Raw genomic sequence first — 22282 nt, 5'->3', positions numbered from 1 at the left:
CCCGATGATGCTCCCCGCGTTCGCGGGGATGAGGGCTACCGGCCTCGGGCGGGAACCTGGGCCTTGAGGAGCATCTCCTCGTACTCGTCCTCGGGGTCGGAGTCCAGCACGATCGCTCCTCCAGCGCCCACGGTGACCTCACCGTCTGCCTGGACGGCCGTGCGGATGACGATGCTGAGGTCCGCCTCGCCGGTGTGCGAGATGTAGCCCAGGGCCCCGGAGTACACGCCCCGGGCGGAGGACTCCAGCTGGTCGATGAGTTCCATCGTGCGCAGCTTCGGCGCCCCGGTCATCGAGCCGCCGGGGAAGCAGGCGCGGACCGCCTCCACGGTGGACACCTCCGGGCGCAGCCGTCCACGGACGGTGGACACCAGCTGGTGCACGGTCGCGTACGACTCGGTGTACATGAAGGCGGGCACCTCCACGCTGCCGACCTCGCAGACACGGCCGAGGTCGTTGCGGAGCAGGTCCACGATCATGAGGTTCTCGGCGCGGGTCTTGGCACCGGTACGCAGTTCGGAGGCGATGCGGGCGTCCGTCGCCGGGTCGGGGTGGCGGGGCGCGGTCCCCTTGATGGGGCGGCTCTCCGCGACCCCTTCGGAGTCCACGCGCAGGAAGCGTTCGGGTGAGGCGCTGAGCACCGACACCCCTCCCACGCGGAGGAAGGCGGCGTACGGGGCGGGGCTGGCGGCGCGGAGACGCCGGTAGAAGTCCAGGTCGCCGCCGTCTCCGAGGTCGGGCAGCCGGACCCGGTTGGTCAGGCAGATCTCGTAGCTCTCACCGTCGGTGAGGTGGCCCAGGCACGTCTTGACGTCGTTCACGTAGGCGTCGCGGGGCCGTTCGAGCAGTGCGGCCAGGTCGACCGGCGCCCGGGAGGCAGTGGGTTCGGGCAGTGGGGGAAGGCCGCGCAGGGCGGTGAGTGTGTCGCCGATCCAGGCGGGGTCACCGTCGGCGCAGACCACGTAGGTGCGGTCGTCATGGTGGTCGACGGCGACGAAGCGGTCGCAGCGCATCCACACGGCGTCCGGGGTGGCGGCCGTGTGTGCTCGGGCGGCACCGCAGTCGGCCTTGAGCTCGTAGCCGAAGTAGCCCACGTGGCCGCCGGTGAAGTCGAAGGGCAACCCGGTCGGGCGGTGTGTGTGGCGGGTGCGGCACTCCAGCGCCTCGAACACGTCTCCGGGTTCCAGGTGGGTTCCGTGGGCGGTGCGGACGCGCACGGCCGGGTCGCCCACGTCGTAGGTGAGGACCTCGGAGGCGTCTCCGAGGAAGGAGAACCGGGCGGGTCCCTCGGGGCGGGAGCTGTCCAGCCAGAACGCGTGGTCGGCGTGGTCGTACAGGTGGGCGAAGGCGCGTTCGGTGTCCACCGCGTAGGGCAGTGTCGCGAAGCGGATCGCGGGGCCGTCGCCCGGGGTGGCCCGTGCGTGGTGCGGAATCCTGTCCTGGTGGTGGGGCTCCCCGATGTGCTCGCGGGCCAGGGCGAGGAAGTTGGCGACGAGGTCGGCTCCGTGCTCACTGGCGACGGACTCGGGGTGGAACTGCACGCCCCAGCGCGGGAGGTCGCGGTGGCGCAACCCCATGACCACGCCGTCCTCGGCCCACGCGGTGGCCACCAGGGGCCCGGGCAGGGGTTCGGAGACGGCGAGGGAGTGGTAGCGCACGGCGGTGAAGCCCTGTGGCACCCCGGAGAAGAGCCCTGTGCCGTCGTGCCGGACGCGGCTCAGGTGCCCGTGGCGGGGCTGGGGTGCGGCGTTCACCTCGGCCCCGGCCAGATGGGCGATGGCCTGGTGACCCAGGCACACCCCCAGGACGGGGAGGTCCGTGCGGGCGAGGAGTTCGGGGACGCGTCCCAGGTCGCGGGGGTTCTGCGGCCGCCCGGGGCCGGGGGACACGACGACGGCGTCGACGGCGGCCGGGTCGAGGTCGGACCATCGCGGGTCGTCGTTGGTCAGGACCAGGGGTTCCGCGCCGAGCACGCCGGCGAGGAGCTGGAACAGGTTGTACGTGTAGGAGTCGTGGTTGTCCACGAGGAGAACGCGCATCCCGCCCTTTCCAGCCCGGCCATCGGGTCGCGATGTCCCAGGTTACGGCGTTCTGGGCGGTTCGCGAATATCCGGGTCCCTGGTGGTGGAGCCGACCAGGCGATAGACAGGGAGGGCCGCTCCGCTCACTGTCGAAGGTAGGGACGCCGTGAACGTCTTCATCGCGGGGGTCGTGATCGTGGTCGTGCTGGGCCTGGCCTTCTTCTTCGTGCTCACCGTCACCGAGGTCGGCCAGCTGCTCAGGAGGCGTCACACCGGGCCGGCGATCGAACCGGCGCGGGACGCGGCCACGCAGGAACTGCGCCTGCGCTACGCCCGAGGGGAGATCAGCCGCGAGGAGTACCTCCAGCGCAAGATCGACCTGGAGGAGTTCTGAGAGCCACCTCACAGGAGAAAGGCGATTGACGTCCGGGGCTCGGTGGGTAAAGTACTCCTCGTCCTGTTGTCTACGATCGAGGTGGACGTTGCGCATCTGAGGTTCGCGATCATCACGCGGTACGGAGCCGGTATCCGGCCTGTCCGACGCGTGCATGGAACCTCGGTGTAGGAGCCGTCCCTGTCGACCAGGACTCCCCACCCCTCCCGGCGCAACGCCGCGTGGTGCTCGCACACGAAGCCCTTTCCACACCGCTTCTGACTGCGAGAACACCCATGTCAAAGACCAGCACCACCACGAGTGCCGCCGTCGCCTGCTCCGACCTGGCCTTCCAGTGGAAGGACGGCACCGTCGTGTTCGACGGTCTGTCCCTCACCCTCGGCCGGGGACGCACCGGACTGGTCGGCACCAACGGCGCTGGCAAGTCCACCCTGCTCCGGCTCCTGGCCGGTCAGCTGCGCCCCGGACGGGGTTCGGTGACCGTCGGCGGAAGCCTCGCCTACCTGCCGCAGAACGTCACACTCGACACCGGCATGCGGGTCGACCAGGCGATGGGGATCGACACCAAGCGGGCCGCCCTGCACGCCATCGAGGCCGGGGACGCCTCCGAACGGCACTTCGAGACGGTCGGTGACGACTGGGACATCGAGGAGCGCACCCTGGCGACCCTGGGCTCACTCGGCCTGGACGGGATCGGCCTGGACCGCAGCGTCGGCCAGCTCTCCGGGGGCGAGACCGTCCTGCTGCGCCTGGCCACGGTCCTGTTGGAGCGCCCCGACGTGCTCCTGCTCGACGAACCCACCAACAACCTGGACCTCTTCGCCCGGCGCAGGCTCTACGAGACCGTGGAGACCTGGCGGTCCGGTTCCCTGGTGGTGGTCAGCCACGACCTGGAGCTCCTGGAACGGGTGGACCGGATCGCTGAGCTGCGCACCGGCTCGGTGACCGTCTACGGCGGCGGCTGGACCGCTTATCAGGAGGCACTGGCCGTACAGCAGGAGGCGGCCGAACGGACCCTGCGCGCGGCCGACGCCGACGTGCGCCGACAGAAACGGGAACTGGAGGAGACCCAGATCAAACTGGCCCGACGCCAGCGCACCGCCAAGAAGGCGGCCATCGACGGAGGGATCCCGAAGATCGTCCAGGGCGCGCTCAAGCGGGCCGCCCAGGAGTCCGCGGGCAAGCTCCGGGGTACCCACGAGGACCGCCTCGACGAGGCCCGCGAACGCCGTGAGGAGGCGGCCGACGCGGTGCGGGACGACGCCGAGATCCGGGTGGACCTGCCCCACACGGAGGTGCCCAACGGCCGTGACGTGCTGAGCCTGAGCGGGGTGCGCCCCCGGTTCGGCCGTCTGGTCTCGGGTGATCTGCTGGTGCGCGGTCCGGAGCGGATCGCGCTGGTGGGCCGCAACGGCGCGGGCAAGACCACGCTGCTGCGCGCCGTCGCCGGGCTGGACACCCCGCTGGAGGGTGAGATCGAGCTGTCCGTGCCCGTGCGGTTCCTGCCGCAGCGGTTGGACGTGCTGGACGAGTCCCTGAGCGTCGCGGAGAACGTCTCCGACGCGGCTCCGGGGGTCAGTGCGCAGCACATCCGCGCCCAGCTGGCGCGGTTCCTGTTCAAGGGGAACCGGGCCGCGCAGGTCGCGGGGACGCTGTCCGGGGGCGAGCGCTTCCGGGCGGCCCTGGCGGCGACCATGCTGGCCTCCCCGGCTCCGCAGCTGCTGATGCTGGACGAGCCCACCAACAACCTGGACCTGTCCAGTGTCCGGCAGTTGACCGGCGCCCTGGAGGCCTACCAGGGGGCGTTGCTGGTCGCCAGCCACGACCTGCGCTTCCTGGAGTCCGTCGGGATCACCCGGTGGCTGCTGCTCGACGAGGAGCTGCGGGAGACCACCGCCGAGGAGGTGCGTGAGCTGTTCACCGGCGCACCTGGGGAGCGGTGATCCCCGCCGTCCGCGCGCCCGTTCCTCAGGGAGCGGGCGCGCCCGGGTAGGTGCCGAACGACCAGAGGTTGCCCTCCGGGTCGCGTACCCCGAACTCGCGGGAACCGTAGTCGGTGTCGGAGAGCGGACGCGTGATGTCCGCGCCCCGGGCGGTCACCCGCTCGTACAGGGCGTCCGGGTCGGCGGTGACCACGTAGGTCCCCGCCGTCCCGGGCTCGCGCGACCACTCCCCTCCCGGCTTGTGGGTGCCGAGCATGAGACCGCCGCTGCCCTCGGGCCACAGCAGCTCGGCGTGGGCGACGGTGTCGCCGTCGTCGTGGCGCGCCGTGAGCACGAATCCGAAGGTCTCGACGTAGTAGTCGATCAGTCTGGGTGCGTCCACGGCCTGGAGCGTGCTCCAGACGGTGGGAGTCGTGTTACTCATGGTGTCCATTCTTCGCGGGGGTGTGCGCCGCGTCTTGGATGTTTCGGAACTCCTCGGCCACCCAGGCCCCTGGGGAGAGTCCGGTGAAGTGGACGAACTCCCTGTTCAGGTGCGCCTGGTCGCTGTATCCGGCCTCAAGGGCCACCTCCGCGAACCGGGCCGGGCCACGACGCCGGAGGTTCTCCGTGATCAGGGCGCGTGCGTGCCCGAAGCGCATGAGGGTCGCCACGGTCTTGGGCGACCGCCCGACCTCGCGGTGGAAGAGGGTGCCCAGGTGGCGCGCGCTCAGCCCGACCTCGCGTGCGAGCTCCCCCACAGGGAAGCGCCCGTGGGTGCGCGCCAGCAGCTCCCACGCGAGTGCGACCTCGCTCCTCGCGGACCCACGGTCGTGCTCCCGGTGCAGCCCCTCAAGGTAGCGGCTGACCAGTGCGAACGCCGTCTCCCAGTCGGGTGCTCCGGTCAGGCGCTCGCGCACCTCGGTGGCCGAGCGGCCCAACAGGGCGGAGCCGTCGAAGCCGTCCGAGGCGGCGACCGCCAGTTCCGATCCCGGGACGCCGAACAGGGCACGTGCGGCGAGCGGGTGCACCGAGACCTGGACCCCGGTCTGTCCCGGTTTCTGGAGTACGTGCGTCGCGCGGGTGTGGAGCCCGCCCAGGAGCACCGGGTTGGGGCGGGCGTCGGTCAACCGGTCGGGGGTGTCGGCCGCCTCGACCCCGTCGTCCAGGCTGAGGATGAGGGTCAGGGACGCCGACGGCAGGCCGAGGTGGACGGACTCGGGCACGTCGCGGTTCCGGTAGCCGACCATCGCGGTCACCCCGGGGGCGCTGTCGGGGGCCGCCACCGCGAAGTCCCAGGTGCGGCCCCGTTCCCTGCCGTCCACCTCTCCAGCCTAACCCCGCATCTCCTCCAGGGTCTTGCCCTTGGTCTCCTGCACGAACTTGAGCACGAAGAAGAAGGACAGCAGGGCGAAGCCCGCGTAGATCGAGTAGGAGCCGGGCAGGCTCCAGTCCCGCAGGCTCGGAAAGCTCACGGTGATCAGCCAGTTGGCCAGCCACTGGGTGGCGGTGGCCACGCCCATGGCGGCGGCGCGGATCCGCAGCGGGAACATCTCCCCCAGCAGCACCCAGACGACGGCACCCCAGGACAGGGCGAAGAACAGCACGAAGGAGCTGGCCGAGACCAGGGCCACCACGCCCCACATGAAGGGCAGCGTGACCTCCTCGCCGGAGCCGGTGGCGTGGCTGAACGCGAAGGCGGCCAGGCCCAACGCGACGGTCATGCCCGCGGATCCGGCCAGCAGCAGGGGCTTGCGGCCCACCCGGTCCACCAGCATGATCGCGATCACCGTGCCCACGATGTTCACCAGGGAGGTGAACAGGCTCAGCAGCAGCGAGTCGGTCTCGGCCACACCCACCGACTGCCACAGGGAGCTGGAGTAGTAGAAGATGACGTTGATGCCGACCAGCTGCTGGAAGGCGGAGACCGCCATACCGATCCAGACGATGGGCAGCAGGCCGTACCTCCCGGTCAGGTCACGCAGCCGGGGCCGCACCTCCGAGCCCAGGGCCTCCTTGATCTCCCCGATCCGCCGGTCGATCCGGGCCGCCCCGCCGCCCTCGACGTCGCTCAGGATGGTCCGGGCCCGGTCCACGCGTCCGACCCGCACCAGGTACCGGGGCGACTCCGGGATGACCAGGCTCAATCCCAGGTAGACCAGCGCGGGCAGGGCCTCCACGGCCAGCATCCACTGCCACGCCTGCACCGGCCCGAGCATGTTGTGCGCGCTGCCGTCCGCCTCCTGCGCGATCGCGTAGTTCACCAGCTGGGAACAGGCGATCCCCAGCACGATGGCGAGCTGTTGCAGGGAGGCCAGGCGGCCCCGGTAGGCGGCGGGCGAGACCTCCGCGATGTAGGTCGGCGCGATCACCGAGGCCATACCGATCGCCACGCCGCCGATGACGCGCCAGAAGGTGAGGTCCCAGATCGAGAACGGCAGGGCCGAGCCGATCGCGCTCACCGCGAACAGCACACCGGCGATCTGCATGGCCCTGATGCGGCCGAGCCGGTCCGCGAGGTTGCCCGCCGTGGCAGCGCCCACCACGCAGCCCAGCAGGGCGGAGGCGACGGTGAACCCCAGGAGTCCGGCGCCCACGTCGAACTTCTGCTGGATGGCGTCGACCGCGCCGTTGATCACCGCGCTGTCGTAGCCGAACAAGAAGCCACCCATCGCGGCCGCCGCCGCGATCATGGTCACGTGGGCCAGGTGGGCTTCTCCCGACCCCGACGACGATGCTCCGGTATCGCTCACATCTGCCTCTTCCCAGGTCACTGGCGTACATGGGTAGTGCGCCAGTGCTCCACAGTGACAGATCGGGGCGCTTCGGTCCCGGAGCGCAACGCGATCCGGGACCGCGTCGGGCCGCGCCTGATCCGCGTCAGGTGGCACCTCGCCAGGCACCGCCTCCGGAACTCTCCCATCCGATCCCGAGCCGCAGACATCCCCCGGGTGCTCTCGGAGACCAGAGCTCCTCTGGCCTGCTCATCCAACGCGAACGGAGTCGGTGTCCGGCCCAACTCGGCCGCTCCGCTCCGGCGCCGCACGACACGGGGTGGTTACTGTGAGTATCGACAAGGGTGTCGAAAGTGGTGACGCTGGCGTCCCAAGCGGGATTCCGGCAGGTCACGGAGGGGATGAGTCATGCAGGAGGACATCACTCGCGGTCAGGTTCCGCCCCGGCGTGTGGGCCGGGTACTCCTCGGAACCCTGGCGGCGACAGCGGTCGCCGTCCTCGCTACGGGATGCCCGGGATCGGGTTCGGACGGCGGTGGCGGTGGCGGGTACGGGTCAGCCAACGGGGAGGCCCACTCCGAACGGTCCGCTCCGACCGATCAGCGATGAAGGGCCCCGTCAGCTCCTGGTGAATCGTCACTCCGGCGTACGTGATCCGCACACTCGTGGGGCCGGGTCCGACATGTCGTCCGGGCGTGAGCGCACCTGGGGAGCCTCCCCTCCGGGAGAACGCGTTCAGCTCGTGGAAGCGGAGTGGGGCAGGCGTTCCCACCGGGTGGTGGAGGTGACCAGGGCCGCGGACCACAACGCTCCCAGGGCCCAGCCACCCAGGACGTCGGTGGTCCACGCCGTACCGAGGTAGGCGGCGACGGCTCCGGCCGTGCCTGCCCAGAGAACGGCCACGGTCCAGTACGTCACCGCGCGAACCCAGCTGCGCGCCCGCCCGCTCGCAAGACAGGCCAGGACACTGGCCACGGCGGTCGTGGTCGCGACCTCGAACGCGGGGAAGGAACCGCTGGTGGGCGCGGTGGCGAGGGCGTAGGCCGGTGGTGGCCCGGAACGTCCGACCAACGCGGCCACCACCAGAGCGCTGCCCGCAGCGCCGCTCCAGGCCGCCAGGGCCAGGACCAGGTTGCGGGGGCGCCCCGGCAACAGGAGTGCTCCCGCGACAGCGACGACCAGGGAGCCCCAGGCGCTCGTGAGGCTGTGAACCGGGACGACGATCGAGGTCAGGGCGTCGTCCCGGTGTGTGGCCAACCAGTGCAGGATCGGTCGGTCGCCCCGGACGGCCTCCTCACCGACGATGACGTCCTGGAGCACCGCGCCGAAGAACCATCCTCCGATCACGATGAACGCCACCCCAGCGGTCAGTTGCAGGCCCAGGACCGTGTGCGGTTGGAATCTGCGGCCCAGCCACCGGACCTGCCGGTCGTGGCGTGTGAGAACCGTTCGCACGCTGGGCCGCTCCACCTGGCGTTCGACCCAGTGACGAACGCGTTCGGGGTGTCGGGCGATCCACCGGGCGAGGAGCACCGAGAACAGGACCACCGCTCCGGCGAGCAGTACCAGGATCACGGCCGCGCCGAAGATCCGCTCCACATGCTGCCAGGAGTGGCCCGCGAGGTACCCGAGCAGGGTCACGGACGTCGCCCACACCGCACCGCCCAACGCGTTCCAGACGAGGAAACGCCTGTATCCCAGACCGCCGGCGCCCGCCAGCGCTGGCACGAGGGCACGCGCGAACCCCACCCATCGGCCGAGGAACACCGCGTGGCCGCCGTGGCGCCGCACGAACCCCTCAGCCCGTTCCCAGCGGGCGGTACCGATCATGCGGCCGAGCCTGCCGGTGGTCAGTCGCGGCCCCAGGCGACGACCGATGAGGAAACCGACGGTGTCCCCGGCCACGGCTCCGACGATTCCACAGGCAGCCACCACGAAGGGATCCGCGTGGCCCAGGCCCGCCACCGCTCCGGCGACCAGCAGCGCGGTCTCTCCGGGAACCACCAGTCCGACGAAGACCGCCGACTCGATGAACGGCAACAGGAGGGCGACCGAGTAGATCACGCCGACCGGCACGGTCAGCAGCCACTGTTCCCAGTCCCCCACCCCGCCCCCACCTTCCTCCACGACGGGCACCGGCCGCCGCCGGGCGCGGGCCCGCGACCCGGTGCCCGTGTCCGCGACCCACCGGCGTCCGGTGCGTGGCCCGATCACGCAGGACCATGTTCGTCCGCTCCCCGACCGCCTCGTCCGAGCGACACACAGCGGTCTCAGCGCGCGGAACCCGGTCTCAGACGTGGAACGGCACGGTGGTGACGACGATCTTGGGACGTTCCCGCAGGGCGTGCCTGAGCCGAAACGCCATCCGGTCGTGGAGGACCCGGTGCCACCAGCGCCGGGGCACCACCTCGGGCAGGATCACCGTGATCGTCAGGTCCGACCGCTGTTCGCGCAGCGCCTCGATGTAGTTCACCAACGGCGCGATGATCGTCCGATAGGGGCAGACCACCACTTCCAGGGGCAGATGGTCCCCCCAGTGCAGCCAGTACCCCCGCATCCTCTCCGCCTCTTCCTCGGAGGGGCTGAGGTGGACGGCGAGAACGGGTTGGCGGAGTGACGCCGCGTAGGCCAGGGCGCGGATGTTGGCCAGGTCCAGGGTCTCGACGGGAACGACCGACAGGTGGTGGATCTCCTCGGGGGTCTCCTCCGCCTCCTGGTCCCTCGGCCCCTCCGTGCGGCTCGCCTCCACTCTCGTCTCGAGGCCCGCCTCGCCCGCTGTCGTCTCCGCGCCCGGCCGGGTCGCGGGAGCGCGCGCATCGGCCGGACGACAGATCACGCTGATCGGGCCGCCCGGGGACGAGGCCGCGTGGGGTCGCAACCGAAGCGCGCGCCCGACGGTGTCGTAGTGGACGCGGATACGCAGGGCCAGGATGACGAACACGGCCACGGCCAGCAGCGCCACCCACGCTCCCGCGCTGAACTTGACGATCGCGGCGGTGACGAACACCGCCCCGCACATCAGGGCTCCGGTGGCGTTGAACGCGAGGCTCTTGCGCCAGTGCCGGGCGCGTGAGCGCCACCAGTGCACCACCATGCCTGCCTGCGAGAGCGTGAACGCCAGGAACACCCCGACCGCGTACAGCGGGATCAGGGAGGTGGTGTCGCCGCCGAAGGAGACGAAGATCAGGGCGGCCGCGACCGACAGCAGGAGGATGCCGTTGCTGTAGGCCAGGCGGTCACCCATGCGCATGAACCCGCGGGGGGCGTGGTGGTCGCGTGCCAACAGTGACAGGACCCGTGGAAAGTCGTTGTAGGCGGTGTTGGCCGCCAGGAGGAGGATGGCCGCCGTACTCGCCTGGACGAGCACGTACACGGCGCCGGTCCCGAAGGAGTGCCGGGCCAGCTGCGAGAGCACGGTCTCTCCCGGGGTCGGCACCGTACCGGTGACCAGGATGAGGGCCATCAGACCGCCGAACAGTGCCAACAGTGTGCCGATCATCCAGGTCAGCGCGGTGCGGGCGTTGCGCCACTCGACGGGCCTGAACGCGGGGACGGCGTTGGTGATGGCCTCGATGCCGGTCAGGGCGGTGGCCCCCGACGTGAAGGCCCGCAGGATGAGGAACAGAGTGACACCCGTGGTGGCGTTGACCTGGGGTGTGGGAGCCGGGGGGAAGCCACGGAGGGCCGCGTCGGCGAGACCGACGACGATCACGGCCCCGACGGAGAGGACGAAGACGTAGGTGGGGGCGGCGAAGAGGATGCCCGCCTGGCGCACGCCGCGCAGGTTTCCGGCCAGGAGCAGGGCGATGACACCCAGGCCGATGGGCACGGTCGCTCCGCTGAGCGCGGGCAGCGCGGAGGTGATCGCGGCGATGCCCGCGGCGATCGACACCGCGACGGTGAGGACGTAGTCGACGATGAGGCCGCCCGCCGCCAGGAGCCCCGGTCCCCGCCCGAGGTTGTGGCTGGCCACGATGTAGGAACCGCCGCCGTTGGGGTAGGCGCGGATGGTCTGTCGGTAGGAGAGCCCCACCGCCAGCATCATCAGCATGATCATGAGGGCGATCGGGAGGGACAGGGACAGGCCCGCCAGACCTCCGATGACGAGGATGGTGAGCATCGCCTCGGGGCCGTAGGCGACGGAGGACAGGGCGTCGGAGGACAGCACCGGGAGGGCGACGAGTTTGCGCATGCGCTCGCGGACCAGGGCGGTGCTCTTCAGCGCTGGCCCGAGGACCACACGGCGCAGCCGGTAGCCTGCGCGACCCGCGGGCGTGGACGCTTCGCCAGCGGCTTCTGAGGCCAGCGTCGTTCGTGGATCTCCGCCGAGTTCGGAGACGGTGACGAAGCGTTCGTAGCGCGGCTGACGGACCTGGTGGCGTGCCGGGTAGCTCCCCACGTTCGGCTCCACGGGGAGCGCGCGGCGCCATTCCCTCGGCTCCCCGGCCACCCGGCCCCACTCGCGTCCGATCTGGTGGAGCGCACGGAGTTGCCCGGAGGTGAGATCGGGCAGAAGATCACTCGGGGCAGGTGGTCGAGTGGAGCGGTCCTCCGTCATGCGATCCAGTGTTGTTCATCGAGGCCCCGGGGCCTCGCATTTGTGCGACGTGGTGGAGCTGATGTCTCCTGACCTGACCTGACGTGGTGTGACCCTCCACCCGTCAGCGCGGCGGTGGCCCCTTGGGGGTCTGACCGGCGAGAGCGGTACCAGCGTGTTCACAGTGACAGATCAGTACCCCGGAGCGTGCGGTCAGGCCGGGTCCGGGGCCCGCTCGATCGCGCGGCGGGCCCGGCCCGCCGCCTCGTTGTGTGGCTGGACCCGGCCACGTGAACTGACGGCGGCGCGGGCCCCGGAGGACCCGCGCCGCGCGTGAACCGGGAGGTGTCAGCAGCCCGTGCTGCTGGTGATGGTGGTGTTGCCGTAGTAGCGGATCGACACACCGTTGAGCACCGCGCGGACCACGGTGCCGTTGACGCGCTGCTCGTAGTGCAGGTGGGGGCCGGTCGAACCACCGGTGCTGCCGACCTTGCCGATGACGGTGCCGGTGCTCACCCGGGTGCCCACGGAGACCGACTGCGAGTTGAGGTGCGCGTAGAGGGTGGTGACGCCGCTGCCGTGGTCGATGACGATGTACTTGCCATAGCTGGTGTTGCCCCGGTCCGCGACCGTGGTCACGGTTCCCGCGGCGCTGGAGCGCACGTTCTGGTTCAGTGCGTTGGAACGCTGGAAGTCGACCGAGAGCTGCGGGTTGTGGTTGGTCCGGGTGTTGGCGTTCCAGACCTGGCCGCAGTCGAAGGGGGTGCGCAGATTGACCGCGGCGACGGCCTGCTCGGCCGAAACGGCGCTCACCGGAACGAGCACGGCGGTGACCAGGGCCGTGGCCAGAAGGATGCTCAGACGCCTGAACAGCGCGCCGAAACGGGGGATCTTCATGGGGGTCCTTTCCTCGCGGGAACGGGGGTGCGAGAACTACGGAGGCTCGATACCCATATGGGCGGCGGGGATCACGAAAACAGGCCACATTTCTGTCTTCCTCCGGGCTTGCCCGCTCTCCCTCTCGAAAGGTTCGCCCTTCCTTCGACGCGCGGTCATTGACGGGACCGGGTGCCCGACTTCCCGGCTCAGGAACACACGGAACACCCGGCGATCGGAATGGGGTGCGGGCCGTGAAAGGCGACTCGGGTAGCGCGCCGGGGAATTCACGGCACGGAACGCGGAACCCCTTCCATTACTCTGGGTTAATGATCGTCCGGAACGCCACCGGCCGCGACGGGCCCGCGATCAGCGACCTCATGATCCGCGCCGCGCCGCATTTCGACACGAAGATACCCGGAGCGACTCCTGCCTCCCGGGATGGTGGTCCTCGTCGCGGAGGAGGACGGCCGGGTGGTCGGCTGGCTGGAGGCCGTGCTCGACTGGGCCCACACCGGCCCCGGAGCGCCCGCTCCCCCGCCCCACGGGTACGTGCTCGCGGTCGTCGTGGACCCCGCGTGGCGCAGGCGCGGGATCGGGTGCGCCCTGCTGGACCGGTTCGTGGAGGAGGCGCGCGAGGCCGGGGTCCGGTGGGTGTTCCTCCTGCCCGAGGGCGGCGAGGGGGTCGCGGGGAGGCTGGCTTTCTTCCGCGCCGCCGGGTTCACCCCGCTCGCGGTCGCGGACGATCCCCTGCCGCCCATGGGCCGGTGGACCGGTGCCGGAGCGGTCCACGAGGCACGCCCCTGACCGGCCGTCCCGCGACGGCACACAAGACTTCGGCCGGTTTCTTGGTGGGTTCCGGCACTGTGCGGACGCGCCCCCAGCCCCCAGGATCGTGCCCGTGACGACTTTCCACGCTTGCCTCCACGCACTGTCCGAGAAGGCCCTGCGCCGTGAGACCCCCACCCGTGACGAACTCCTTGCCGTGCTGACCAGCTCCGACGACGACCTGATGGACCTGGTCGCCGCGGCCTCCCGGGTCCGCCGTCGCTACTTCGACCGCCGGGTCAAGCTCAACTACCTCGTGAACATGAAGAGCGGTCTGTGCCCGGAGGACTGCTTCTACTGTTCCCAGCGCCTGGGGTCGCGGGCCGAGATCGTCAAGTACACCTGGCTCAAGCCGGACCAGACCCGTGAGGCGGTCGCACACGGGGTGAAGGCCGGGGCCAGCCGCGTGTGCCTGGTGGCGAGCGGGCGCGGCCCCACCGACCGCGACGTGGACCGCCTCGCCCCGGCGGTCGCCGGGATCAAGGAGGAGCACCCCGGAGTGGAGGTGTGCGCCTGCCTCGGGCTGCTCTCCGAAGGCCAGGCCGACCGGCTCCGCGAGGCCGGGGTCGACGCCTACAACCACAACCTCAACACCTCGGAGGAGCGCTACTCCGACATCTGCACCACGCACGAGTTCGCTGACCGGGTCGACACGGTCGAACGGGCCAAGCACGCCGGGCTGTCCCCCTGCTCGGGGCTGATCGCGGGCATGCGGGAGAGCGACGACGACCTCGTCGACGCCCTGTTCGCCCTGCGTGACCTGGGCCCGGACTCGGTGCCGGTCAACTTCCTCATGCCGTTCGAGGGCACGCCCCTGGAGGGCACCTGGGAGCTGACCCCGCAGCGCTGCCTGCGCGTCCTGGCCGCCACCCGGTTCGTCTTCCCCGACGTGGAGGTGCGGTTGGCCGGAGGGCGCGAGATCCACCTGCGCTCACTTCAGCCCCTCGCGCTGCACATCGCCAACTCCCTCTTCCTCGGTGACTACCTCACCAGTGAGGGCCAGGCGGGAAGGGACGACCTGGAGATGATCGCGGACGCGGGTTTCGTGGTGCAGGGCGCGGGTGAGCCGACACTCCCGGGTGAGCGCCACGACCTGCTGCGGACCCGTCAGCGGGGCGCGGGGACCGACCTGCCGCCCAACGCCTGACCCGGGCCCGGTGGGGCGCCGCGGGAGGAACCCCCGGTTCCCGTGCGGTGCCCCACCGCCTCAGACCACGGTCGGGGTCTGGTCGCGGTCGGGGACGAACGCGGACAGGTCCACCCCGGGGTCCTCCCCCATCGCCAACCGGGCGGCGACCACGCCCTGGTAGGGGCCGAAGGTGAGCCCCTGCGACCCCAGCCCCGTGGCGACCAGCACGCCGGGCAGCCGTTCGACGGGGCCGAGCAGCTGTCGGCCGTCGTGGGTGACCGGCCGGAACCCCACTCGGGTCTCGACCACGCTGGCCTCGGCCAGTTCCGGAAGCAGCTCCAGGGCCGTGGACAGGTTGTGCGACAGCCCGCCGGCCGTGACCCTGTGGTCGAACCCCGCCTCCGGCTCGGTGGTGCCGCCGGTGACCACCCGGTTGGGAGCGAAGGCGCTCACGTAGTAGTCGCGCTCACCGAACCGCACCACGGGCCAGGCCCGGGTGTCCTGGCCCGGGAGCGCGAAGTGGGTCATCTGGCCCCGCACGGGGTGCACCCCCAGCTCCACCCCGGCCACCGACAGCAGCCCCGCCGACCACGCCCCGGCCGCCACGACGACCGTCGGGGCCTCCAGGTCCTCCGAGCCCACCCGCACTCCGGTGACGCGGTGGCCGTTCCACAGCAGCCGGGAGTCGCCCTTGTAGTAGCGCAGACCGCGTTCCCCGGCCGCGTTGAAGAGGGCGGACCGGACCCGTCGGCCGTCGATCCGGGCCATCCCCTCGATGTGCACGCCCGCGTAGGGTTCGGGCAGCAGAGGGAAGCGGCGCCGCGGCTCCCCCTCGGCCAGCCGCTCCACCCGCCCCATGGTGGCGAACTCGGGGCGCTCGGAGAGCGTGCGCAGGAGCTCGAAGCCCGCGTCACCGCCCTCGCGGTCCACCGACATCCCGCCGACCACCTCGTACCCGGTGACCTGCCCGTCCTCGGCCAGCTCGGCCATGAGCTCCGGGTAGTGCCCCGCGGCGCGGGCCTTGAAGTCCCACACCGGTGGTTCGTCCCACGGGAACGGCCACGGGAACACGATCCCCGATCCGGCCGCCGAGGCCTGCCCCAGGTGGGAGGCGTCCACCAACGCCGTGGACACGCCCTTCTTCGTCAGGTGGAAGGCCGCACTGGCCCCCACGATCCCGCCGCCGACAACGATCACGTCCATACGTCCAGCCTGCCCCCACCCGCGCCCGCGGACAAGCCGTTCGCCCCGCGTGCCGGTCCGCGAAACGGGGTAGGGAGTCGCGATACGCTGCGGCTTCGCTCGTCGGAGCCCGGCCCTTCCCCTTTCTCCCTGGAGGTCGTATGGACGGCTACACGTACTACGGGGTCGCCCTGATGCGCCGACCCAGCCCCCGGCTGGACGACGGCATCGTCACCCACATCGAGCGGACCCCGGTCGACCCGGTGCTGGCCGCCCGGCAGTACACCATCTACCAGGAGACGGTGGCCTCGGCCGGGTGGCGGGTGCACGAGGTGGACCCCGCCCCGGAGCACCCCGACTCGGTGTTCGTGGAGGACCCGGTGGTGGTGTGCGAGTACCTGGCGGTGCTGACCCGTTCGGGGGCGGCCGAGCGGCGGGGCGAGGTCACGGGGGTGGAGGCCACGGTCCGCGCCCTCGGGTTGGAGGTGGCGCGGATCGAGGACCCCGGGACCCTGGACGGCGGCGACGTCCTCCAGGTCGGGGGGACGGTGTACGTGGGGATCGGTGGGCGGACCAACGAGGACGGCGCCGAACAGCTGGAACGACACCTGGCACCGCTGGGCCGCAAGGTCCACCGGGTACCGCTGGGGCGGGCCCTGCACCTGAAGTCGGCCGTGACCGCGCTGCCGGACGGCACGCTGGTCGGTCTGCCCGACCTGGTCGACACCACCGGCCTGCCGCCGATCCGCCGCGCCGTGGAGGAGCCGGGCGCGCACGTGCTGCCTCTCGGCGGCCGTGACGTGCTGGTCAGCGCCGCCGCGCACGAGACCATCCACCAGCTGACCGCGGACCGCTGGCGGGTGCTGCCGGTGGACATCTCCGAGTTCGAGAAGCTGGAGGCCTGCGTGACCTGCCTGAGCGTGCTGGTTCCCGACCGTCAGGCGTAGCCGTCCGCCTGACCGGCGCGGGAGGGCTGTCCGTGATTCAGGCTCCCGGTGGACGGTCGGGGCGGGTCGCGCGGAAGGTGCGCCGGTAGGCGTCCGGCGGCACTCCGAGGGTGCGGTGGAAGTGCCTGCGCAGGGTGGCTGCGGTGCCCGTCCCGGTACGGGCGGCGATGGTCTCGACCGAGTCGTCGGTGGTCTCCAGGAGTTCCTGCGCGCGACGCACACGCTGGTCGTTCAGCCAGCGCAGCGGGGTCACGCCCGTGACCGCGACGAAACGGCGGGTGAGGTTGCGGGGGCTCGTGCTGGAACGCCGCGCGAGGTCCGCGACGGTCATTGGCTGGTCCAGCCGGGCGGCCGCCCAGTGGAGCAGTTCGGTGAGCGCGTGGCCCGGATGTCCGGCGGTCGGTGTCGCGACGAACTGGGCCTGGCCGCCCTCCCGGTGCGGTGGCACCACCAGGCGGCGTGCGAGGGAGTTGGCCACCCCCGCGCCGTGGTCGGTACGGACGATGTGCAGGCACAGGTCCATTCCGGCCGCCTTGCCGGCCGAGGTCAGTACGGTGCCCTCGTCGGTGTAGAGGACGTCCGGATCCACCCGGACCCCGGGATACCGCTTGGCCAGGGCCTCGGTGTGCATCCAGTGTGTGGTCGCGCGACGCCCGTCCAGGACTCCGGCGGCCGCCAGCACGAACGCCCCGGTGCAGAGAGACACGACCCTGGCCCCTCTGCCGTGGGCGGCTCGCACGGCGTCGACGAGGTCGGCGGGCGGATCGGCCCCGACGTCGTCGAAGGCCGGGACGATCACGGTGTCGGCGTCGGCCAGGGTGTCGTACCCGTCTGCGGCGTCGGCGCGTAACCAGGCGCCGAGACGCGTCGGGCGGGGGCAGCAGACACCGAAGTCGTACCAGGGGTCCGCCAGGTCGCGGTCGACCCCGAACACCTCCAGGGCGGCCGCGGCCTCGAACGGCATCGCGCCGTCGTAGAGCGCCAGCCTCACCGTCGAAGTCATGTCCGAAAGTGTACGCATGCAGTCGTTTCCGCCACTCGTGTTCCGCCTCGGAGACCTCGAACATAGACCCATGAACCTCCCTCACCGAGCGGTCGCCGTCTTCGGTGCCTACGGGCACACCGCCGCGTTCGTCCTCTCCGAGCTCCGTCGACGGGGGCTCCTGCCCGTCCTCGTGGGCCGTGACCCCGACCGCCTGCGAGCCCTGTCCGCCGACCACCCCGACTCCCCGGTCCGTGTGGCCTCGGTCGACGACCCGGTCTCCCTGGACCGAGCCTTGGTCGGGACCGTCGCGGTGGTCAACTGCGCCGGTCCCTTCGCCGACACCGCGTCCGTCGTGCTCGACGCCGCACTGCGGGCCCGCGTTCCCTACCTGGACGTGGGTGCGGAACAGGCCGTGACCCTGGAGGTCTTCCAGGACCGGCAGGAGTCCGCCCGCGCGGCGGAGGTGACGGTCGTCCCGTCCGTGGCCTTCTTCGGCGGGCTCGGCGACCTCTTGGTCACCACGGCGATGGGCGAAGGGTCCGAAGCCGACGCGATCGAGATCGCCTACGGCCTTGACGGTTGGGAACCAACCTCGGGAACCCGGCTGACCGGGAAGCGCAACGCCGGGCGCCACATGGTGTACTCCGGTGGTCGGTTCCACCCGCCCGCGAAGCGGCCCGAAGTGACCACCTGGGACTTCCCCGAGCCGTTGGGGGTCACGGAGGTCACCGAGTTCTCCACCGCCGACCAGGTCACCGTCTCCCGGCACGCGCGCACGCCGGAGGTGCGCTCGTACATGAACCTGGCGCCACTGCGGGACGTTGGGAACCCGGCCACGCCAGCTCCCGAGGCGGCCGACGCCAGCGGGCGCTCGGCGCAGACCTTCGTCGTGGAGGCCGTCGTGCGCAGAGGCGGGGAGCGGAGGAGGGCGAGGGCCTTCGGCCGTGACATCTACGCGGTCACCGCTCCCCTGGTCGCGGAGGCAACCATACGGGTGCTCGACGGACGGGTCCTCGCCGGGGCCGGAGTGCACGCCCCCGGAGCCCTGTTCGACGCGGGGGACCTGCTGCGGTCCCTGTCACCGGACCACCTGGGTCTGGAACTGACAGAGCCGTGGGACGCCGGGGTCGTCGGGGTCTGAACGCGTGCCGCCGTGGTCCTCGTGGCCGTGTGCCCGGCGCCAGACGCGACGGTGCCGGTCCGGACCTCCGGACCGGCAAGTGGAGGACGGAAACCGACCTCCACTCCTGGCACACTCATGGCATGAAGTCGACATCGGCCCGGCTGCTCCAGCTCCTGTCCCTCCTCCAGACCCGCAAGGACTGGCCGGGGGGCGAGCTGGCGGAGCGCCTCGAGGTCAGTCCGCGCACCGTCCGGCGCGACGTGGACCGACTCCGCGACCTGGGCTATCCCATCCAGGCGACCATGGGCACCGGCGGCGGCTACCAGCTGGGGGCGGGCGCCGCCCTGCCGCCGCTGCTCCTGGACGACGACGAGGCGGTGGCGGTCGCGGTGGGGCTGCGCACCGCCGCGCAGGGCGGGGTCTCGGGGATCGAGGAGACCTCGGTGCGGGCCCTGGCCAAGCTCCTCCAGGTACTCCCCTCCCGGCTGCGCCGCCGCGTGGACGCGCTGGGCACCTTCACCGTCCCGATGCCGGGTGAGGGTCCCACCGTCGACTCCGCGACCCTCACCCTGGTGGCGTCCGCCTGCCGCGACAGCGAACTGCTGCGTTTCGAGTACGAACGCCTCGACGGCTCCACGGGCCGCCGAACCGTGGAGCCGTACCGGCTGGTCTCCCGGGGGCGCCGCTGGTACCTGGTGGCCTGGGACCCCGCCCGGGACGACTGGCGCACCTTCCGGGTGGACCGGATGCGCCCGCTCACCCCCACCGGCCCGCGCGTGCCCCCGCGCGAGCCGCCCGAGCGGGGGGTGACCGGGTACCTGGCCGACCGGATGAACCTGCACATGTGGCCGATCAAGGCGCGTGTGCGCCTGGGCGTCTCCGCCGAGACGGCCCTCGCGGGTCCCGCCGCGCACCACGGCGTCATCGAGGCCGTGGACGAGCACTCCTGCCTGCTGCTGTGCGCCAGCGACGACCTGGTCGGCATGGCCTGCTACCTGGCCATGCTCGACATGGACATGGAGGTGGAGGAGCCCGTGGAGCTGCGCGCGGAGATGGCGCGGTTGGGAGGACGGCTCTCCCGCATGGGCGACGCCTCGGCGGCCGACCGGCGCGCATGAGTACGGGTACTCACCGCGGGTGGGTACGAACGCCGATGCCCGGGAGCCCGCTCCCGGCCTAGGTTCGCGGTATGCCCCTCCTCATCGGCCACACCGCGATGGTCCTCCACTACCTGTTCTTCGCCTACGTCGTCCTCGGCGGCTTCCTCTCCTGGAAGTGGCCGAGGATGTTCTGGCCGCACCTGGCGGTGGCCGTCTACGCGCTGGGGATCGTCGTCATCGGGTGGTCGTGCTTCCTCACCGACATCGAGAACTGGTCGCGTCTGCACACCGGTCGCGAGGTGATGGAGAACGGGTTCATCGACTTCCACATCACCGGTGTCCTCTACCCGGAGGAGCACCTGATGACCTCGCGGTTCGTCATCGCGGGCATCGTCGTCTGCGCCTACGCCGGCGTCGCGTGGAAGCGGTACCGGCGGCGGGCGTTGACCTCCCCGGAACCGGTGTCCGGGTAGTCCCGGGAACCTCCAGTTGGGTCAAGTCCGCGCGGGAACGCCACAAACCAGCTACGTTAAGGAGTCGTTTACTTTCGTAGAGTAATGAAAGTGGGGCTTCCGCGTGCCCGACCAGACCCGACACCACCCCCTGGACCTGCGCGAACTCAGTGTTCCCCCGACAGTCCGCCCGCTCCGGCCCGGCTACCGTGTCGCCCGCTGGGACGACCCCACCTCCCTGGAACCCGAGTGCCGGGAACGCCTCCACCTGACCCTGCGTGACCTGGCGGCCCGCGCCTTCGGCGCCGACCACTCCGGCTACTGGCACGCCCGGATGTCCTCCGGGTTCTTCGACCAGATCTCCTCGCTCGCGCTGATCCTGGGTCCGGACGGCGTCCCGGTCGGCTGGGGCGGCTACCACCGACGCCGCTTCGCCGCCCGCCACGCCCTCTACCTGGACGCGGCCGGGGTGGTCCCGGCCCACCGGCGCTCCGGGCTCTCCGCCGCCCTGATGCTGCACTTCCTCAACCGCGAGGTCCTGGCCCACCCCCTGTCCAGCACCTACGTCGTGCTGCGCACCCGCCACCCGGCCGTCTACGCGGGATGGCGCAAGGGGCTGGGCCGGGCGCGGGTCTTCCCGCGCCAGGACCGCCCCGTGCCCGGCCTGGTCCGCCGGATCGCCTCCGACGCCGCCGACTGGCTCGGTGACGGTCCCGGCCTGGACCCCGACTCCCTGATGGTCCGCGACGCCTACCGGATGTTCGACGGCGAGATCTACGGGGTGGCCCCCCGCAGCGGCGACCCCGAACTGGACGCCCACTTCGCCCGCGAGGTCGGCCCCAAGGACGCGGTCCTGGTCGTGGCCCGCATGGGCGCGCTGCCCCTGGCCAGGCTCGCGCTGGGCCGCGCCCTGAGCCCGCGGTCGCGCCGCTCCGCGCCCACCACCCGGGGCCGGGCCGTCCCCCGGGTGTCGGCCCGCGACGACTTCACCGTGCGCGCCACCCCCACCGGAGCGGGGGCGGGCGGGCTCATCCCCGGGGGACGCTTCTGACGTCGGACGGGCCGCTCACCAGCGCGCCCACGTCCCGGATCTGGTCCGTGACCCCGGCCAGCCGCAGGCTCTCCGCCCAGGTCATGTCGGGGCTCTGGCGTTCACCGGCCGCCAGACACCGCCCGACCTCCTCGATCTCGTACTCGTAGCCGTTGGCCCGGAAGGGCCGGTGGAACCGCTCGGGCGCACGCCCCTCCCTGTGCAGGACGACTTCGGTGGCCGCCCAGAAGCGGGGGATCTCCAGCCAACCGTCCGTCCCGGCCAGCACCGCGCGGTTGGGCAGGACGTTGCGGGAGGCACAGGTCAGGGTGGCGCTCACCCCGTTCTCCCCGTGCACCAGCACCGAGGTCTGGGTGTCCACCATCCGGTCCGGTGACAGCTGCCGGGTGGCCCCCACCACGGTGAGCCCGCCCAGGTACTGCGAGGCGAGCGCCAGCGGGTACACGCCCAGGTCCATGAAGGCACCGCCGCCGAGGTCGACGTTGAAGAGCCGGTGTTCGGGGTCGTAGGGGACGTTGATCCCGAAGTCGGCGGCGACCGTGCACAGTTCCCCGATCGCCCCGTCCGCCACCAGGTCGCGGGCGAGTCGGGAGGCGGGCAGGAAGCGCGTCCACACGGCCTCCATCAGGAAGCGGTCGTTGGCCCGGGCCGCCGCCACCATCTGCGACACCTGGAGCGCGTTCATCGCCATGGGCTTCTCCACGAGCACGTGCTTGCCCGCGTCGAGCATCTGGAGGGTGTTCGGATGGTGCCAGGGGTGCGGGGTGGCCACGTACACCACGTCCACGTCCGGGTCGGCGGCGAGCTCCGCGTAGCTGCCGTGGCGGCGGGGGACGTCCCACTCCCGGCCGAACGCCTCCGCCCGGTCCCGGGTGCGCGAGCCCACCGCCGTGACCCGGGCCGAGGGGACGGCCCGCAGCCCCTCCATGAAGGATCGCGCGATCCCGCCGGTCCCCACCACGCCCCAGCGCGGCCCACCGTTCTCTTGTGTCATGTGGGC

19 protein-coding genes are annotated in these 22282 nt (G+C 71.5%); 9 read left to right on the top strand and 10 right to left on the bottom strand.

Going from position 1 to position 22282, the window contains the following annotated elements; genetic code table 11:
- Positions 1–35 precede the first annotated feature (35 nt).
- A complete protein-coding gene (gene pabB / locus AC0VYL_RS13805) occupies positions 36–2039 on the bottom strand; it encodes an aminodeoxychorismate synthase component I (RefSeq protein WP_475483404.1) in 2004 nt (667 codons plus the stop codon).
- Between the two features lie 148 nt (positions 2040–2187).
- On the opposite strand from pabB, the gene AC0VYL_RS13800 reads away from it, so the two are divergent.
- Entirely contained in the window at positions 2188–2415 is a 228-nt protein-coding gene (locus tag AC0VYL_RS13800; protein ID WP_475453000.1) for an SHOCT domain-containing protein, read from the top strand.
- A 275-nt stretch (positions 2416–2690) separates the two neighbouring features.
- The gene (locus AC0VYL_RS13795; RefSeq protein WP_475483403.1) at positions 2691–4358 is read left to right on the top strand and encodes an ABC-F family ATP-binding cassette domain-containing protein; all 1668 of its coding nucleotides are present in this window, start codon (positions 2691–2693) and stop codon (positions 4356–4358) included.
- 25 nt (positions 4359–4383) lie between these two features.
- On the opposite strand, the gene AC0VYL_RS13790 is transcribed toward AC0VYL_RS13795, so the two are convergent.
- The 6 genes from AC0VYL_RS13790 to AC0VYL_RS13765 all read right to left on the bottom strand — a co-directional run bounded on the left by AC0VYL_RS13790 (position 4384) and on the right by AC0VYL_RS13765 (position 12506).
- Complete coding sequence (locus AC0VYL_RS13790) at positions 4384–4782, bottom strand: VOC family protein (RefSeq protein WP_475483402.1); 399 nt, start codon at positions 4780–4782, stop codon at positions 4384–4386.
- A complete protein-coding gene (locus AC0VYL_RS13785; RefSeq protein WP_475483401.1) occupies positions 4775–5662 on the bottom strand; it encodes an AraC family transcriptional regulator in 888 nt (295 codons plus the stop codon). The genes AC0VYL_RS13790 and AC0VYL_RS13785 overlap by 8 nt, the downstream gene beginning before the upstream one ends.
- 9 nt (positions 5663–5671) lie before the next feature.
- Positions 5672–7030 (bottom strand): sugar porter family MFS transporter, encoded by a 1359-nt coding sequence (locus tag AC0VYL_RS13780; protein ID WP_475463063.1) that lies wholly within the window; start codon positions 7028–7030, stop codon positions 5672–5674.
- Positions 7031–7807: 777 nt separating this feature from the next.
- The gene (locus AC0VYL_RS13775) at positions 7808–9286 is read right to left on the bottom strand and encodes a VTT domain-containing protein (RefSeq protein WP_475483400.1); all 1479 of its coding nucleotides are present in this window, start codon (positions 9284–9286) and stop codon (positions 7808–7810) included.
- Positions 9287–9362: 76 nt separating this feature from the next.
- A complete protein-coding gene (locus tag AC0VYL_RS13770) occupies positions 9363–11630 on the bottom strand; it encodes an APC family permease (RefSeq protein ID WP_475483399.1) in 2268 nt (755 codons plus the stop codon).
- A 327-nt stretch (positions 11631–11957) separates the two neighbouring features.
- A complete protein-coding gene (locus tag AC0VYL_RS13765) occupies positions 11958–12506 on the bottom strand; it encodes a M23 family metallopeptidase (RefSeq protein ID WP_475452988.1) in 549 nt (182 codons plus the stop codon).
- Between the two features lie 420 nt (positions 12507–12926).
- On the opposite strand from AC0VYL_RS13765, the gene AC0VYL_RS13760 reads away from it, so the two are divergent.
- Positions 12927–13292 (top strand): GNAT family N-acetyltransferase, encoded by a 366-nt coding sequence (locus AC0VYL_RS13760; RefSeq protein ID WP_475483398.1) that lies wholly within the window; start codon positions 12927–12929, stop codon positions 13290–13292.
- 94 nt (positions 13293–13386) lie between these two features.
- Positions 13387–14460 carry a biotin synthase BioB gene (gene bioB / locus AC0VYL_RS13755; protein WP_475452984.1) on the top strand — a complete coding sequence of 358 codons (1074 nt, stop codon included), beginning with the start codon at positions 13387–13389 and terminating at the stop codon, positions 14458–14460.
- A 60-nt stretch (positions 14461–14520) separates the two neighbouring features.
- On the opposite strand, the gene AC0VYL_RS13750 is transcribed toward bioB, so the two are convergent.
- Positions 14521–15645, bottom strand: coding sequence for an NAD(P)/FAD-dependent oxidoreductase (locus tag AC0VYL_RS13750; protein ID WP_475483397.1), 1125 nt, complete (start codon positions 15643–15645; stop codon positions 14521–14523).
- A gap of 140 nt (positions 15646–15785) precedes the next feature.
- Between AC0VYL_RS13750 and ddaH the strand changes: the two genes are divergently transcribed.
- Positions 15786–16571, top strand: coding sequence for a dimethylargininase (gene ddaH, locus AC0VYL_RS13745; RefSeq protein ID WP_475452980.1), 786 nt, complete (start codon positions 15786–15788; stop codon positions 16569–16571).
- A 37-nt stretch (positions 16572–16608) separates the two neighbouring features.
- Here the strand turns inward: ddaH and AC0VYL_RS13740 are convergent, their stop codons facing one another.
- Positions 16609–17574, bottom strand: a complete 966-nt coding sequence (locus AC0VYL_RS13740; protein WP_475483396.1) for a helix-turn-helix domain-containing protein — start codon at positions 17572–17574, stop codon at positions 16609–16611.
- Positions 17575–17644: 70 nt separating this feature from the next.
- Here AC0VYL_RS13740 and AC0VYL_RS13735 point away from each other — a divergent pair, with 70 nt between their 5' ends.
- The 4 genes from AC0VYL_RS13735 (at position 17645) to AC0VYL_RS13720 (ending at position 21282) form a co-directional block, all read left to right on the top strand.
- Positions 17645–18697 (top strand): saccharopine dehydrogenase family protein, encoded by a 1053-nt coding sequence (locus tag AC0VYL_RS13735; RefSeq protein ID WP_475483395.1) that lies wholly within the window; start codon positions 17645–17647, stop codon positions 18695–18697.
- Between the two features lie 122 nt (positions 18698–18819).
- Positions 18820–19797 carry a helix-turn-helix transcriptional regulator gene (locus AC0VYL_RS13730; RefSeq protein WP_475483394.1) on the top strand — a complete coding sequence of 326 codons (978 nt, stop codon included), beginning with the start codon at positions 18820–18822 and terminating at the stop codon, positions 19795–19797.
- 71 nt (positions 19798–19868) lie between these two features.
- Positions 19869–20252: a DUF2784 domain-containing protein gene (locus AC0VYL_RS13725; RefSeq protein WP_475483393.1), complete on the top strand. Its 384-nt coding sequence runs from the start codon at positions 19869–19871 to the stop codon at positions 20250–20252.
- A 103-nt stretch (positions 20253–20355) separates the two neighbouring features.
- A complete protein-coding gene (locus AC0VYL_RS13720; protein WP_475483392.1) occupies positions 20356–21282 on the top strand; it encodes a GNAT family N-acetyltransferase in 927 nt (308 codons plus the stop codon).
- Here AC0VYL_RS13720 and AC0VYL_RS13715 read toward each other — a convergent pair.
- Positions 21260–22276, bottom strand: a complete 1017-nt coding sequence (locus AC0VYL_RS13715) for a Gfo/Idh/MocA family protein (RefSeq protein WP_475452971.1) — start codon at positions 22274–22276, stop codon at positions 21260–21262. The genes AC0VYL_RS13720 and AC0VYL_RS13715 overlap by 23 nt on opposite strands.
- Positions 22277–22282: the final 6 nt, after the last annotated feature.

The sequence above is a fragment of the Nocardiopsis sp. iso_238 genome (assembly GCF_056173325.1).
This window is presented reverse-complemented; position numbering and strand designations above follow the sequence as displayed.